The following is a 15,114-nucleotide window of genomic DNA, read 5'->3' on the forward strand; positions in this document are numbered from 1 at the left end:
TGTGAAACTTTTTCTGTAAATAATGTTTTAGAAGGTCTTCTATGGTAAAATATTTTATCATAAGGAGGCCTTTTATTATGGCAAGAGAAAAGAAACCTGTACACAAAGTACAAATGACAGAAGGAAAACGTAACATCATTCACCAGCTCTTGAAAGAATACGATATCCAATCAGCAGAAGATATCCAGGATGCGCTGAAAGATCTTCTTGGTGGAACCATCAAAGAGATGATGGAAGCGGAAATGGATGACCACTTGGGATATGAAAAATCACAACGTTCTGATAGCGGTGATTATCGCAATGGTTATAAGCGAAAAAGAGTGAATAGTCGTTATGGTTCTATGGAGATTGAAGTTCCACAAGACAGAAAATCAACTTTTGAACCTCAAGTAGTAAAGAAACGTCAGAAAGACATTTCAGATATCGATCAGAAGATTATTTCTATGTATGCAAAAGGTATGACAACCCGGCAGATTTCAGAAACAATCGAAGATATTTATGGTTTTGAAACATCCGAAGGTTTTATATCAGATGTTACAGACAAGATTCTCCCACAAATTGAAGACTGGCAGAATCGGCCATTAGATGAAGTTTATCCAATCCTGTATATTGATGCGATTCACTATTCCGTCCGTGATAATGGAGTGATCCGGAAGCTTGCTGCGTATGTCATTCTTGGGATTAATGCGGAAGGTAAGAAAGAAGTGCTTACTATCAGTATTGGAGAAAATGAAAGTTCCAAGTATTGGCTCTCCGTCTTAAACGAATTAAAAAATCGTGGTGTAAAAGATATCCTGATCATTTGTGCAGATGGACTCACAGGTATCAAAGAAGCGATTGCGGCAGCATTTCCTAAGACAGAATATCAAAGATGTATCGTTCATCAAGTGCGAAATACCTTGAAATATGTTCCAGATAAAGACAGAAAAGCATTTGCCACAGATTTGAAAACGATATATCAGGCAGCGGATGAAAAGAAAGCTTTGGCAGCTTTGGATCGGGTAATGGAAAAATGGACTGCAAAATATCCGAATTCCATGAAACGCTGGAAGGATAACTGGGATGCTATTTCCCCAATCTTCAAGTTTTCAGCAGCGGTTAGAAAGGTCATTTATACAACAAATGCCATTGAATCTCTGAATTCCACTTATCGGAAGCTGAACCGTCAGAGAAGCGTCTTTCCAAGCGATACAGCCCTTTTAAAAGCCCTTTATCTGGCTACCTTTGAAGCTACAAAAAAATGGACTGCAACAATCCGGAACTGGGCTCAGGTTTATGGAGAGTTAAGTATCATGTATGAAGGTCGCTTGCCAGAGTAATAAAAAAGCAGAAAAACAGGCGGATTACCCGCCTGCTGTTGACATGCAATTTTGTAACTGTTATATATAAAGCAAGGGCGAAAAGCTGATTTTGTTTAAGCCTATCGCTCATTCTTATCATAGAAGATCATATTTACAGACTTTTCTTCATAGTCTCGTTTTATACAAGAAACAACATTCCGGTTTAAATATATTCTAATTTTTCAAAATATTGCATAAGGATGTTTGCGCAATTTTCAACCCCAAGTTCGGATGTGTCAAGTATCATATGGTAATCATTGACGTCTCCCCATGTTTTTCCTGTATGTTCATAATAATAAGAAGCTCTTTCTTCATCAGTTGTTTCGACTCTCTCTTTTGCACCGTTGTAGTCGAGGTTTTCTTTTTCCATAATTCTGCGAATACGGTCTTCTTTGTCGGCACACACGAAAATATTCAGTACGTTCATCTTGTCTTTTAAAATATCGGATGCACAGCGGCCGAGAATGATGCACGGATGCTCGGCGAGCTTCCTGATTGCTTCAGCTTCGCTCTCATACATGCGATCGTTTAACTGTTCCTCAATATAAGCCTTGTCATATACCGGTATGTCGAGACGTTTGGAAAGTTCTGTGGCAATAATGCTGGCGCCTGTTCCGAAACGACGGCTCATGGTGATTACTAACTTCATAAGAACTCCTCCTTTGTGACGTTTAAAATTTAATCAAATATTATTATAACACTTCTTCGGCGATTTGTCTGCTGAGAGAATTTAATTCCTCAAGCTGTGCTTCTTTGAGAGAAGATTTTATTGTAACGGAAGCTTCTAAAAGACGCATGTTTTTCATTTCTTTGATCTTTGCGGAAATCAGTTTTGTTGCCTGAGGAGCCCATGATCCATTTCCAAGCACGGCAATCGTACGATTTTGCAGGGAAAGAGCTTTCATGTCTTCCAAATAATTGTCCATCAGAGGATAAATGCCGTTATTATATGTTGGGGAGGCAAGTACAATGTGGCTGTATTTGAAGCTGTCGGAAATCAGTTCGGATACATGGGTCTTGGAAATGTTATGCATATGAATGTTTTTTACGCCTGCCTCTGCCAGCATAACGGCAAGGATTTCTGCCATATTTTCGGTATTTCCGTACATGGAAGCATAAGCGATCATAACTCCCTTTTCTTCCGGTTCATATCGGCTCCAAAGATTGTATTTTTCTATAATAAAATTCAGATTACTTCTCCAGACTAACCGTGGAGCGGACAGATCATCTGAATGTCAAGAGATGAGGCTTTTTTCAATACATTTTGAACTTGCGGGCCGTATTTTCCGACGATATTTGTATAATAACGGCGCGCTTCATCAAGCCACTCTCTGTTAAAATCAAGTTCATCGTTGAATAAATTTCCGTTTAATGCATTAAATGTGCCGAAAGCATCGGCAGAGAAGAGCACTTTATCCTTTTCGTCATAAGTCATCATTGCTTCGGGCCAGTGAACCATTGGGGACATAATAAAACGAAACGTATGTTTTCCGGAACAGAAAGTATCTCCTTCTTTGACTGTGAGTGTTTTCCCCGTCAGGTCAAAGCTGAAAAATTGTTCGATCATCGGGAATGTTTTTGCGTTTCCGATAATCTTTACGTCGGGATAGTGAAGAAGGAGTTCTCCGATAAGAGAACAGTGATCCGGTTCCATGTGATTGACAACGATATAGTCAAGATTGCGGCCGTTCAGTACAGACATAACGTTTTCTATAAATTGTTTTCCGATCGCATAGTCGGCTGTATCAAAAAGAACTGTCTGTTCATCCAAAAGAAGGTATGAGTTGTAAGAGACACCTTTGGCAAGAGGGAAAATATTTTCAAACAATTCAATCTGACGATCGTTTCCCCCGACCCAATATAAGTCTTCTGTTACTTTTCTGAAACATTGCATTATAAGATTCCTCCTAAATTTAATATACAAAATAAACAAGTAAGTTGAATGTTAAAAAATAGTCGATTATATTCTAGCACAATAGAAAAAAAGCGCAATATTTATGTGAGTAAAAATAAGAAAAATAAGAATTGTATCTGCAGGAAAAATGAGATACACTGTTAAATAGATTCGGCTGTATTCAAAATATTATAAAAGAAAAAATCGGTAGATTTTTCAAAGCAAAATGAAAGACCGGAAAAGGTCAGAGTAGCAAACGAAAGGAGAAAGAAAATGTTATTTGTATGTTATCCGAAATGCAGTACATGCATGAAAGCAAAAAAATGGCTGGAAGAAAAAGAAATTGAATTTGAGCAAAGAGATATCAAAGAAGAGAAACCAACAGCGGAAGAACTGAAAACGTGGTGGAGGAAAAGCGGACTTCCGTTGAAGCGCTTTTTTAATACGAGTGGAAAACTTTACAAAGAAATGCAGTTAAAAGACAGGATTCCGAATATGAGTGAGGATGAACAGATTGAACTGCTCGCTTCTGACGGGATGCTTGTAAAAAGACCGATTCTCGTGCAAAATGAGAAGGTTCTCGTTGGTTTTAAAGAAAAGGAGTGGCAGGAGATTTTATAAGCGGTTAAGATTTTTAAATATAGTTAAAAGAGAGAAGAGCATATGAATACGGTAAATGTCAGAAAGGTAGAGATAGGAAAAGGAATCCCGAAAATCTGCGTGCCTGTTGTCGGAATTACGAGAGACGATATTATTGACGCAGCTTGTAAAGCGAAAGAAACGGCGGATCTTGTGGAATGGCGCGCAGATTGGTATGAAGATGTTCTGGATTTTAAAAAGACAGAAAAGATGATGGAAGAATTAAGAGAGACGCTTGGAGACATTCCGCTCCTTTTCACATTTCGCACATTAAAAGAAGGCGGGGAGAAAGAGATTGAAAAGAGTGTATATGTAAAGCTGAATGAGATGGCAGTAAAAACGGGTTTTGCAGATCTTGTGGATGCAGAAGCGTTTACCGGGACAGATGAGGTAAATACAATCGTAGAAACGGCGCATTTGTATGGAGTAAAAGTGATAGCATCTAACCATGATTTTCAAAAAACTCCGCCAAAAGAAGAAATTGTATCGAGGCTTTGCTTTATGCAGGAGTGTGGTGCGGATATTGTGAAAATAGCGGTAATGCCTCAATCTAAAAAAGATGTGCTTACGCTGCTTTTGGCAACGGAAGAGATGGTGAGGGAGCATGCAAAGTGTCCGGTCGTTACAATGTCTATGTCGGAAGTAGGAGTAGTCAGTCGTATTTGCGGTGAAGCATTTGGTTCTGCTCTTACATTCGGAGCGGTCAAAAAAGCGTCGGCGCCGGGACAGCTCGGGGCAGAAGAGCTTCGAATGGTGCTTAAAATCTTGCATGACGTTTGATAAAAGGGCAATTAATTTCGATGAGAAGTTAGTTGCTCTTTCATTATGGATGTTTTTATAAACAGATAAAGTTGTTATGCAGATCTGAAATTTTATATCTCGATGAAAAAACAGTTGCAATATACCTAATATGGGTATATAATGCACTTATACATACCCCATATGGGTATTTTAGGTTTAAAGTATGATGGTGAGAGGGAGAAAAGGCAAAAGCCGGAAAATATATTCGGAGGATAATTATGGAAAAAGAAAAGAAATGTCCGGAATGTACACATCGGATAAAAAAGCGTACAGAAGAAGAAACAAAATTGATGATAAACCGCTTAAACAGAATAGAAGGGCAAGTGAGGGGGATTCGCAGAATGGTGGAGAATAATGCGTATTGTCCGGATATTCTTATACAAGTTTCGGCGATTACCGCGGCATTGAACAGTTTTAATAAAGTTCTTTTATCAGAACATATCCGTACTTGTGTTTCGGAAGATATCAGGGAAGGAAAAGATGAGACGATAGATGAACTTGTAACAGTTTTGAGAAAACTTATGAAATAGATTCTGAAAAGGCAATGGAATCGAGGATTTGAGAATCGAAAGGAGGAAACCGGTTGAAACAATATGAAGTTACAGGTATGAGCTGTGCGGCATGCAGTGCACGTGTAGAAAAAGCTGTATCAAAGATTGAAGGAGTTACGTCATGTTCTGTAAATCTGCTGACTAATTCTATGGGAGTAGAGGGGGCTGTCGATGCACAGACAGTTATTGAAGCTGTAGAGGCGGCGGGATATAAGGCGGCGGAGAAAGAAAGCAGGACAGGACAGGAAGCAGGCAGGATGGAAAAGAGCGGAGAATTAAAAGATAAGGAAACGCCTGAGATGAAAAAGCGATTGATCGCCTCTCTTTGTTTTTTGATTCCGTTAATGTATCTGTCAATGGGGCATATGATGTGGGGATGGAAAGTTCCGGAAATTGTGAGCGAGAATCACGTGGCAATGGGGATCATACAGCTTCTGCTGACAACAGCCGTAATGGTGATCAATCAGAAGTTTTTTATCAGTGGAGTCAGAGGACTTTTTCATAAAGCGCCGAATATGGATACCCTGGTTGCTCTTGGCGCAGGCGCGTCTTACGGCTACAGTATTTATGCTCTGTTTGCGATGACAGATGCGCAGATGCGTGGGAATGCGGCAGAAGTAATGACATATATGCATGAGTTTTATTTTGAATCTGCGGCGATGATCCTGACATTGATCACAGTCGGTAAACTTCTGGAAGCAAGGTCAAAAGGAAAGACGACAGATGCGCTGAAAGGTCTGATGGGTCTTGCGCCTAAGACGGCGACTGTTGTGCGCGGCGGCGAGGAAGTAAAAATCGGGATCGAACAAGTGCAAAAGGGAGATCTGTTTGTCGTTCGTCCGGGGGAAAGCATTCCGACTGACGGTATTGTAGTCGAAGGAAGCGGAGCGGTTGACGAATCAGCGCTTACCGGCGAAAGTATTCCGGTTGATAAAAAAGAGAGAGATTGTGTATCGGGCGCGACGATAAACCAGTCCGGTTTTTTGAGATGTAAGGCGACCAGAGTGGGAGAAGACACAACTTTGTCTCAGATTATCCATATGGTGGGAGATGCGGCTGCGACAAAAGCTCCGATCGCAAAAGTGGCAGATAAAGTGTCGGGAGTGTTTGTTCCGGTTGTTATGGCAGTTGCTGTTTTGACGATTATTGTATGGCTTGCATTCGGAGAAACGATCGGTTTTGCTCTTGCACGGGGAATCTCGGTTCTTGTGATCAGTTGTCCTTGTGCTCTCGGTCTTGCGACGCCGGTTGCGATTATGGTCGGAAACGGTGTGGGAGCAAAGAACGGAATTTTATTTAAAACAGCAGTTTCTCTTGAAGAAACGGGGAAAATTGATGTTGTAGTGCTGGACAAAACAGGAACGATCACAAAAGGAAGACCGACGGTGACAGATATTTTGCCCGGTTCGGCTTTTAGTGAGTCGGAACTTCTGACGTATGCATACATTCTTGAAAAGAAAAGTGAACATCCGTTAGCGCATGCAATTTTGAAAAAGGCAGAGGAAGAAGCAATCCAGACGAAAGAAGAAGCGAAAAACTTTACGGCAGTTTCCGGAAATGGTTTGACGGGAGAGATAGGCGGCGATAAATTTTTCGGCGGAAACTTGAAATTTGCAGAAGGAAGAACTGTTATTTCGGAAGCGGTAAGAAAGCAGGCGGAAAGTTTTGCATCAGAAGGAAAAACACCGTTATTTTTCGGAAGGAATGAGGAACTGATCGGCATAATCGCCGTTGCAGACATTATAAAAGAAGACAGTCCGCAGGCGGTCAGAGAATTGAAAAATATGGGGATCAAGGTGGTCATGCTCACAGGCGATAATGAGCGTACGGCAAAAGCGATCGGAGAGCAGGCGGGTGTAGATGAAGTGATTGCCGGTGTTTTACCTGATGGAAAAGAGGATGTGATCAAAAAATTAAAAGAAGAAGGAAAAGTGGCGATGGTTGGGGACGGGATTAATGATGCGCCGGCTCTTACGCGGGCGGATGTCGGAATCGCCATCGGAGCAGGAACGGATATCGCTATTGATGCGGCGGATATTGTGCTTATGAAAAGCAGGTTGAGCGACGTGCCTGCCGCTGTGCGCATGAGTCGGGCAGCGCTTCGCAATATTCATGAAAATCTTTTCTGGGCATTTTTTTATAATGTGATCGGCATTCCGCTCGCAGCGGGAATCTGGATTCCTATCTTCGGGTGGAAATTAAATCCGATGTTCGGGGCAGCGGCAATGAGTCTGTCAAGCGTATGTGTTGTAAGCAACGCCCTGAGGCTGAATTTGTTTAAATTATATGATGGTTCTAAAGATAGAAAAAGAAGTCAAAAAAACAAGAAAAATTCTGAAGAAGAAAAGGAGAATAAAACAATGAAAAAAGTAATGAAAATCGAAGGAATGATGTGCGGACACTGCGAGGCGAGAGTGAAAAAGGTTCTTGAAGCGCTGGATGGAGTGGAACAGGCGGAAGTCAGTCATGAAACCGGCACGGCAGTTGTTGAAATGACAGAAGAGGTTGCTGACGAAGTACTTAAAAAGGCAGTGGAAGATCAGGATTATAAAGTGTTGGGGATTGACTTCTGACAATTTGAATAGTAATATAGGTATGTAGCTATCCATTTGAAGAACGGATTTCTGAAAAGTGGGTAGCTTTTTTAACGAGCATCGTTCTTTTAAAAAGAACGGAATAAAAGGAGGAAAAACAATGAAGAAGAAAATGCTCAGCGCATTCTTGTGTGCAGCTATGGCAGTCACTCTCGTTGCAGGGTGCGGAGCTCCGGCGGCAGACGCAGGCAAAGACAAAGGAGGAGACTCCAAAAAAGAGGCGTCGGAAGGAATTCCGAAAGATGAAATCAAGGTAGGATTTGTACATATTTCCGATCCGAGCGATATGGGATATACATACAATCATGATCTGGGAACAAAGGAAATGCAGAAAGAACTGGGATTGAGCGATGACCAGATCATCAACAAATATAATGTGCCGGAAGATGCAGAATGTGATACAGCTCTTAGAGAACTCGTAGAAGCAGGATGCAACATTATCTTTGCAACAAGCTTCGGGTTTGAAGACTATGTGAAAGAAGTAGCCGCAGAGTATCCGGACATCCAGTTCTGTCATGCGACAGGATTCCAGGCATCGGATTCAGGACTGGATAACTTCCATAATTATTTTGCGTCTATTTATGAGGGACGTTATCTGGCAGGTATTGCGGCAGGACTTAAGACAGAAACAAATAAACTCGGCTACGTAGCGGCACATCCGTTTGCAGAGGTTATCAGCGGATATACAGCGTTCTATCTTGGAGCAAAAAGTGTGAATCCTGATGTAACAATGGATATTATGTATACAAATTCATGGAATGATCCGACAATCGAGTCTCAGGTTGCAAAAGCTCTTATCGACCGCGGATGCGATGTGATCTCCCAGCATTCGGATTCTACAGCTCCGGCAACGACAGCTGAGGATAATGGAGTATGGCAGGTTGGATATAATAATGATATGATTGCCGCTGCACCGAATGCGTCTTTAGTTTCTCCTCGTATTGACTGGGGAATTTATGTGACAGAAGCTGTTCAGGCAGTGATCGACGGAAAAGAAATTCCGGCTGACTGGTGCAAAGGATATGCCGACGGAGCCGTTTATTTGTCTCCATTGAATGAGAAGATCGCAGCAGAGGGAACGCAGGAGGCGATCGATAAAGCGGCGGAAGCGCTGAAAAACGGAGAACTTTTTGTATTCGGCGGTCCGCTTAAAGGAGTAAGTCCGGACGGAGAGAAGATTGAAGTTGCAGAGGGAGATCATTTCCCGGAACAGGAAGAGGCTTCTGCACCGTCATGGCAGTATATTATCGAGGGATGTAACGTAGTTCAGTAATTGTATAAAGTAATTCTAAAAAATAAATCCGAAAGAAGATATCTTCGGAAAATGAAAACAGAGCCGTCTTCGGACGGCTTTGTTTATAACATTAAATGTTTTTTAAGCGGAATACCGCTTTGTTCTATGAGGATTTCATGAGGAAATGAGAAAGATACGGCAGGAGAGAAGAAGGAGGAAAAAAATTTGGGAGAAGCAGCGCAGTATGCAATAAAAATGCATCATGTAACGAAAACATTCGGTAAAGTCGTTGCCAATAAAAATGTAGATCTTGAACTGAAAACAGGGGAGATCCTTGCGCTTCTCGGTGAAAACGGAAGTGGAAAAACAACATTGATGAACATGTTGTCAGGAATTTATTTTCCGGATTACGGAGAGATTTATGTAAAAGGGAAGGAGGTAACGATTCGTTCCCCGAAGGATTCTTTTACTCTCGGAATCGGAATGATCCATCAGCATTTTAAGCTTGTGGATGTGTTGACGGCAGCGGAAAATATCGTGTTGGGATTGGAAGGGAAAACGGTGTTAAAACGCCGTGAGATCAATCGGAAAGTAGCAGAATTAGCACAAAAATATGGCTTTGATCTTGATCCGACAAAGAAAGTTTACAATATGTCGGTTTCTGAAAAACAAACGGTGGAAATATTAAAAGTGCTGTACAAAGGCGCGGATATTTTGATTTTAGACGAACCTACGGCGGTTCTTACTCCTCAGGAAACGGAAAAGCTGTTTGCTGTTTTGAAAAACATGAAAAAACACGGGAAATCGATCATCATCATTACACATAAATTAAATGAAGTAATGGCGATATCAGATCGTGTTGCGATCTTGCGAAAGGGAGAATATATCGGAGTTGTGGAAACTTCGGAAACCGATCCGGATCAACTTACGGAAATGATGGTCGGCCGGCCGATCAGTCTTGAGATTGAAAGACCGGAAGTAAAACGGGGCGGAAAACGTCTTCGGGTGATCGATCTTACCTGTTTGAGCGGAGACGGAGTGAAGGCTCTTGATAATGTTTCGTTTGATGCTTATGCAGGAGAGATACTGGGAATCGCCGGAATTGCAGGAAGCGGACAAAAAGAACTGTGCGAGACGATTGCGGGACTTTATCCTTCTGTCGGGGGATCTGTTTTGTATTCTGAATCATCAGAAAAAGGGGCGGTAAAAGAACGTATTTTAGGATTAAGCCCGGATGAAATCGCCAAAAAAGGAATTTCAATGGCATTTGTTCCGGAAGATCGTCTTGGAATGGGTCTTGTTGCCGGAATGGATATGACAGATAATGTCATGCTTAGAAGTTATAAGTCGAACAAAGGTATTTTTGTAGATCGGAAAAGTCCGAGAGATCTTGCGGAAAAACTGATTAAGGAATTAGAAATCGTAACTCCGGGCGTGGAAACTCCGGTAGGAAGACTTTCGGGAGGTAATGTGCAGAAAGTTCTTTTAGGAAGAGAGATAGCCTGTCAGCCGTCGGTTCTGATTGTCGCATATCCGGTAAGAGGTCTTGATATCAATGCGTCTTACAGAATCTATGATCTTTTGAACGAACAGAAGAAAAAGGGAGTTGCGGTTGTATTTATCGGAGAAGATCTTGATGTGCTTATGCAGCTTTCGGACCGCATCATGGTTATGTGCGGAGGAAAGGTAAGCGGTATTGTCGATCCGAGAAAAGTGACAAAAGAAGAAATCGGATTAATGATGATCCGTACAGAACAAGATGGAGAAAAAGAGGAGGTGACAGAATGAGTTCCAATGTGACACATGCGAAAGAGCCTTTGTTCCGAATGGTAAAAAGAGATGCGATTCCTCAGAAAAAAGCGTGGATGATCCGTGCGGCTGCTTTTCTTTTATCTTTGGCTACGGGCGCTGTCGTGATCATGATGCTCGGACATAATCCGTTTTCGGTATATATTTCCATGATAAAGGGAGCATGGGGAACGAAGACTGTTTCTTATGAGACGATTAAGATCGCAATTCCGCTTCTTATCACGGCGATCGGAATTTCTTTTGCGTTCAAAATGAAATTCTGGAATATAGGGGCGGAAGGACAGATTTTGGTAGGTGCAGTTGCGGCAGGTGCGTTTGGTCTTTTTACTGCTCATATTTTTCCGAAGATCCCACTTGTAATTCTTATGATGCTGGCGGCGATCGTAGCGGGCGGTTTGTACGGTTTGCTCCCGGCTGTCTGCAAGGCGAAGTGGGGAACAAATGAGACGTTGTTTACACTGATGTTAAATTATATTGCTCTGGCATTTATCAAATATCTTATGAACGGCCCGTGGAAAGCTCCGGGAAGCAGCTATCCGAAAATAGCGATGCTTGTTCCGGGAGCGCGTTTGACAAAAGTATTCGGAGTGCACTGGGGATGGATCTTAGCGCTTATTCTCGTTGTCGTATCTTATATTTATTTTAATAAGACGAAACAAGGCTATGAAATTGCTGTTGTAGGTGAAAGCAATAATACTGCCAGATATGCGGGAATCAATGTGGGACGGGTATTCCGCAGAACGATGTTTTTATCCGGAGCGCTTTGCGGACTTGTCGGAATGCTTCAGTTTGCGGGATCGGACTTTACGATTACGGAAGGAACTGCAGGCGGCGTCGGATTTACGGCCATTACAGTTGCATGGCTCGCAAAAATGAATCCGGCGGGAATGTTGGTTGTATCAGTATTTATCGCGATGCTTGAGCGAGGGGCGAACGCAATTCAGACACAGTTTAAAATTCCGGCATCTGCGGCCGATCTGTTGATTGGTATTATTTTGTTCTTTATGCTCGGATGTGAGTTTTTTATCACATATAAGTTGATCGGAAGAGGAAAGGAGGAACATCATGCTTAATACGTTGAATGGATTATTTATTGCGGCAGTATTGGCCGGAACGCCGCTTCTTTTAGGAGCGCTCGGTGAAATACTGACAGAAAAATCAGGAAACTTAAATCTTGGTGTAGAGGGAATGATGTTCATGGGGGCGATCACGGGACTGGCAGGTTCGTATTATTATGAACAGGCAGTGATCGGTTCGGGCGGGAACCCGAACGGAGCGGTTTCTTCTGTCATAGCTCTTCTTACTTCTTTTGCGGCGGGTTCTCTTGGGGCACTGATCTACAGTTTTTTGACGATTACGCTCCGGGCAAATCAAAATGTAACAGGTCTGACATTAACAATTTTCGGAACCGGTTTCGGAAATTTTTTCGGAGAGTATATCGGACAGAAGGCCGGCGGTTATGTGGCGGTATCTGAAGTGACGAAGAAAGCATTTTCAGGGATTGATATCCCGGTTTTGTCAGATATCCCGGTGCTTGGTCCTCTTTTATTCCGGTATAACTGGGTCGTTTATTTTGCAATCGCGGCAGCGCTTTTTATGACATGGTTTTTTAATCGTACAAGAGTGGGACTGAATCTTCGTGCTGTCGGGGAAGATCCGGCAACTGCGGATGCGGCGGGTATCAATACGACGGTATATAAATATATGGCGACTGTGATCGGCGGAGGGATCTGCGGAATCGGTGGTATGTATATGAGCATGGTTACAACATCAGGCGTATGGGTGCATAACTGTGTCAGCGGGTATGGATGGCTTGCGGTAGCGCTTGTTATTTTTGCAACATGGAGTCCTGCAAGAGGAATGCTTGTGGCGCTTGTATTCGGCGGTCTTACGATCATGCGTATGTATATTAATATTCCCGGACTTCCGGCTCAGATTTATGATATGTTCCCGTACATTGCTACGATACTTGTTCTTGTGATCACAAGTATGCGCAGAAGTAAGGAGCATGCACAGCCAAAGAGCTGCGGACTGAATTATTTCCGCGAGGAAAGATAAAGGGATTCGTATATGAATATTTTATTCAGCTATGCATAGTGATTTCCGATGACGGTAATGGGTTTTGATATGTTTTCGGAAAAGTGCATAGCTGAATTTTTGTATAAGCGACGGGTCAAAGTCGGGGTGTGACCGAGATCTTGGCGAATGTTTATAATACCGGAATGTGCTTTTGAAACTTCCGGTAATTGTTTTATGTACGGTTGTTCTGGCTGTGGAAGCTGCGCAATGATAACTGTCATGGGATTGTGGGAGGCATAGAAATATGATATCCTAAATGAAAATTTATTGTATGAAGGCTGATCGGCATTTTGGGGTTATACCGTGCTGAAAAATATTCGGATATATTATTCGCAAAAATAGTGTTGACAATTTAAAGAGGGTATAATACTATAATAGCAGAAGCGAACAACTGTTCGATACTAAAAATCGTTATACAGAAGGAGATATTTTATTATGGCGGGAAATGATGAAAAGAAAAAAGCGCTGGATGCGGCGATAGCAAAACTTGAGAAGGATTTTGGAAAGGGCGCGGTGATGAAACTCGGAGAATCAGGAGCTCATGTTGCGGTAGAGACAGTTCCTACAGGCTGTTTGAGTCTTGATATTGCGCTTGGATTGGGCGGAGTTCCGAAAGGACGCGTGATTGAAGTTTACGGACCTGAGTCCAGCGGTAAGACAACGGTTGCGCTTCATATGATTGCGGAAGTGCAGAAACGCGGCGGTATTGCGGGATTTATTGATGCGGAACATGCGTTGGATCCGGTCTATGCAAAGAATATAGGAGTGGATATTGACGAACTATATATTTCCCAACCGGACAGCGGTGATCAGGCTTTGGAGATTGCAGAGACGATGGCACGTTCCGGCGCAATCGACATTATCGTTGTAGACTCTGTTGCGGCTCTTGTGCCGAGACAGGAGATTGAAGGAGATATGGGAGACAGTCATGTGGGACTTCAAGCGCGATTGATGTCACAGGCACTTAGGAAACTGACTCCGGTTATCAGTAAGTCGAACTGTATTGTGATTTTTATCAATCAGCTGAGAGAAAAAGTCGGGGTCATGTTCGGAAATCCGGAGACGACAACCGGAGGAAGGGCGCTTAAGTTTTATGCGTCTGTCCGAATGGATGTCAGAAAAACAGAGACTCTGAAACAAAGCGGAGAGATGGTCGGAAACCATACCCGTATTAAGATTGTGAAAAATAAGATAGCTCCGCCGTTTAAGGAGGCGGAATTTGACATTATGTTCGGAAAAGGAATTTCAAAAGAAGGAGATATCCTTGATCTGGCTACTAAGTTAGATCTTGTTAAAAAGAGTGGAGCATGGTATGCATATGAAGGCGATAAGATCGGACAGGGCCGGGAAAATGCAAAGACATATCTGTCTGCTCATCCGGAAATAATGGAAGAGTTGGAAAAGAAAGTAAGAGAACATTATCAACTTGGGACAGATTCTTCGGAAAAAGATGAGAAAGAAGTGAAAAAGGAAAAAGAACAAAAAGGGAAAAGTGACGATCTTGCATTAAAAGGTGATGAAAAATAATGATAGTCACTAAAATAGAGCCATGTACAAAAACGAAGTTTAAAATTTATATAGATGAGACATTTAAGTTTGTACTTTATAAAGGAGAGGTTTCCCGTTTCGGAATTCGGATCGGGGAAGAAATCCCGCCGGAAACAGAAGAAAAGATCCGAACGGAAGTGCTTTTGAAGAGGGCGAAGCTTAGGGCGATGCATCTTCTCGAGGATATGGACCGAACAGAGTCTGCCCTTCGCGAAAAACTTCGTCAGGGTCTGTATCCGTCTGACGTGACAGAGGCGGCGATTGAATATGTAAAGTCATTCGGTTATCTTGATGATGTCCGGTATGCGGAAAACTTCGTGAGGAGCAGGCAGAATGTGAAGAGTAAAAAAGAAATCGGCACGGCGCTGCTGCAGAAAGGGATTTCGTCGGAAATAGCAAAGCGCGCTATGGAAATCTGCTATGAAGAAATGGGAGAAGAAGAGGCAATCCGCAAAATTTTAAGAAAAAAAAAGTTTGATCCGAATAAGGCGGAAGAAGCTCAAATGCAGAAAATATACGGCTATCTGGGGCGCAAAGGATTTCGTTATGATACAGTCCGTCAAGTGATACAAAATTATAATGACGATGCTTGACATTGTTGTGAAAACAGTATAAAATTTAACTG

The 15,114-nt window shown here is 42.3% G+C and carries 12 protein-coding genes and 1 pseudogene; 11 read left to right on the plus strand and 2 right to left on the minus strand.

Annotated features, from left to right (window positions below):
* Positions 1 to 77 precede the first annotated feature (77 nt).
* Positions 78 to 1,319, plus strand: coding sequence for an IS256 family transposase (locus ACH9UM_RS03310; RefSeq protein ID WP_009321026.1), 1,242 nt, complete (start codon positions 78 to 80; stop codon positions 1,317 to 1,319).
* 184 nt (positions 1,320 to 1,503) lie between these two features.
* Here the strand turns inward: ACH9UM_RS03310 and ACH9UM_RS03315 are convergent, their stop codons facing one another.
* Entirely contained in the window at positions 1,504 to 1,989 is a 486-nt protein-coding gene (locus ACH9UM_RS03315) for an AAA family ATPase (protein ID WP_004846428.1), read from the minus strand.
* Positions 1,990 to 2,032: 43 nt separating this feature from the next.
* Positions 2,033 to 3,234, minus strand: a pseudogene (locus ACH9UM_RS03320) (FprA family A-type flavoprotein).
* Between the two features lie 273 nt (positions 3,235 to 3,507).
* Here ACH9UM_RS03320 and ACH9UM_RS03325 point away from each other — a divergent pair.
* From ACH9UM_RS03325 to ACH9UM_RS03370, 10 genes are all read left to right on the plus strand, one after another.
* Complete coding sequence (locus tag ACH9UM_RS03325) at positions 3,508 to 3,855, plus strand: arsenate reductase family protein (RefSeq protein WP_009242562.1); 348 nt, start codon at positions 3,508 to 3,510, stop codon at positions 3,853 to 3,855.
* 42 nt (positions 3,856 to 3,897) lie between these two features.
* On the plus strand, positions 3,898 to 4,653 hold the full coding sequence (aroD, locus tag ACH9UM_RS03330; RefSeq protein WP_004846425.1) for a type I 3-dehydroquinate dehydratase: 756 nt from the start codon (positions 3,898 to 3,900) through the stop codon (positions 4,651 to 4,653).
* A 239-nt stretch (positions 4,654 to 4,892) separates the two neighbouring features.
* Positions 4,893 to 5,204 (plus strand): metal-sensing transcriptional repressor, encoded by a 312-nt coding sequence (locus tag ACH9UM_RS03335; RefSeq protein WP_009242563.1) that lies wholly within the window; start codon positions 4,893 to 4,895, stop codon positions 5,202 to 5,204.
* Positions 5,205 to 5,257: 53 nt separating this feature from the next.
* Positions 5,258 to 7,798, plus strand: coding sequence for a heavy metal translocating P-type ATPase (locus tag ACH9UM_RS03340; RefSeq protein ID WP_118188833.1), 2,541 nt, complete (start codon positions 5,258 to 5,260; stop codon positions 7,796 to 7,798).
* A 121-nt stretch (positions 7,799 to 7,919) separates the two neighbouring features.
* Positions 7,920 to 9,092, plus strand: a complete 1,173-nt coding sequence (locus tag ACH9UM_RS03345) for a BMP family ABC transporter substrate-binding protein (protein ID WP_004846421.1) — start codon at positions 7,920 to 7,922, stop codon at positions 9,090 to 9,092.
* Between the two features lie 216 nt (positions 9,093 to 9,308).
* Positions 9,309 to 10,841: an ABC transporter ATP-binding protein gene (locus tag ACH9UM_RS03350; RefSeq protein WP_004846420.1), complete on the plus strand. Its 1,533-nt coding sequence runs from the start codon at positions 9,309 to 9,311 to the stop codon at positions 10,839 to 10,841.
* Positions 10,838 to 11,935 (plus strand): ABC transporter permease, encoded by a 1,098-nt coding sequence (locus ACH9UM_RS03355; protein WP_004846419.1) that lies wholly within the window; start codon positions 10,838 to 10,840, stop codon positions 11,933 to 11,935. Before ACH9UM_RS03350 ends, ACH9UM_RS03355 begins: the two co-directional genes overlap by 4 nt.
* Entirely contained in the window at positions 11,928 to 12,920 is a 993-nt protein-coding gene (locus ACH9UM_RS03360; RefSeq protein ID WP_004846418.1) for an ABC transporter permease, read from the plus strand. Before ACH9UM_RS03355 ends, ACH9UM_RS03360 begins: the two co-directional genes overlap by 8 nt.
* A gap of 456 nt (positions 12,921 to 13,376) precedes the next feature.
* Positions 13,377 to 14,468: a recombinase RecA gene (gene recA / locus ACH9UM_RS03365; protein WP_004846417.1), complete on the plus strand. Its 1,092-nt coding sequence runs from the start codon at positions 13,377 to 13,379 to the stop codon at positions 14,466 to 14,468.
* Positions 14,468 to 15,082: a regulatory protein RecX gene (locus tag ACH9UM_RS03370; RefSeq protein WP_009320458.1), complete on the plus strand. Its 615-nt coding sequence runs from the start codon at positions 14,468 to 14,470 to the stop codon at positions 15,080 to 15,082. Before recA ends, ACH9UM_RS03370 begins: the two co-directional genes overlap by 1 nt.
* The last annotated feature ends 32 nt before the right edge of the window (positions 15,083 to 15,114 follow it).

Origin of the sequence: Mediterraneibacter torques (assembly GCF_044591705.1) — a bacterium.
Lineage (GTDB): Bacteria > Bacillota > Clostridia > Lachnospirales > Lachnospiraceae > Mediterraneibacter > Mediterraneibacter torques.

Excerpts from the sequence above, each read along its gene's own strand:
- ACH9UM_RS03370 (WP_009320458.1), top strand. The coding sequence starts at position 14,468 with ATGATAGTCACTAAAATAGAGCCATGTACAAAAACGAAGTTTAAAATT.
- recA (WP_004846417.1), top strand. The coding sequence starts at position 13,377 with ATGGCGGGAAATGATGAAAAGAAAAAAGCGCTGGATGCGGCGATAGCA.
- ACH9UM_RS03350 (WP_004846420.1), top strand. The coding sequence starts at position 9,309 with ATGCATCATGTAACGAAAACATTCGGTAAAGTCGTTGCCAATAAAAAT.
- aroD (WP_004846425.1), top strand. The coding sequence starts at position 3,898 with ATGAATACGGTAAATGTCAGAAAGGTAGAGATAGGAAAAGGAATCCCG.
- ACH9UM_RS03355 (WP_004846419.1), top strand. The coding sequence starts at position 10,838 with ATGAGTTCCAATGTGACACATGCGAAAGAGCCTTTGTTCCGAATGGTA.
- ACH9UM_RS03315 (WP_004846428.1), bottom strand. The coding sequence starts at position 1,989 with ATGAAGTTAGTAATCACCATGAGCCGTCGTTTCGGAACAGGCGCCAGC.
- ACH9UM_RS03360 (WP_004846418.1), top strand. The coding sequence starts at position 11,928 with ATGCTTAATACGTTGAATGGATTATTTATTGCGGCAGTATTGGCCGGA.
- ACH9UM_RS03310 (WP_009321026.1), top strand. The coding sequence starts at position 78 with ATGGCAAGAGAAAAGAAACCTGTACACAAAGTACAAATGACAGAAGGA.
- ACH9UM_RS03345 (WP_004846421.1), top strand. The coding sequence starts at position 7,920 with ATGAAGAAGAAAATGCTCAGCGCATTCTTGTGTGCAGCTATGGCAGTC.
- ACH9UM_RS03335 (WP_009242563.1), top strand. The coding sequence starts at position 4,893 with ATGGAAAAAGAAAAGAAATGTCCGGAATGTACACATCGGATAAAAAAG.
- ACH9UM_RS03325 (WP_009242562.1), top strand. The coding sequence starts at position 3,508 with ATGTTATTTGTATGTTATCCGAAATGCAGTACATGCATGAAAGCAAAA.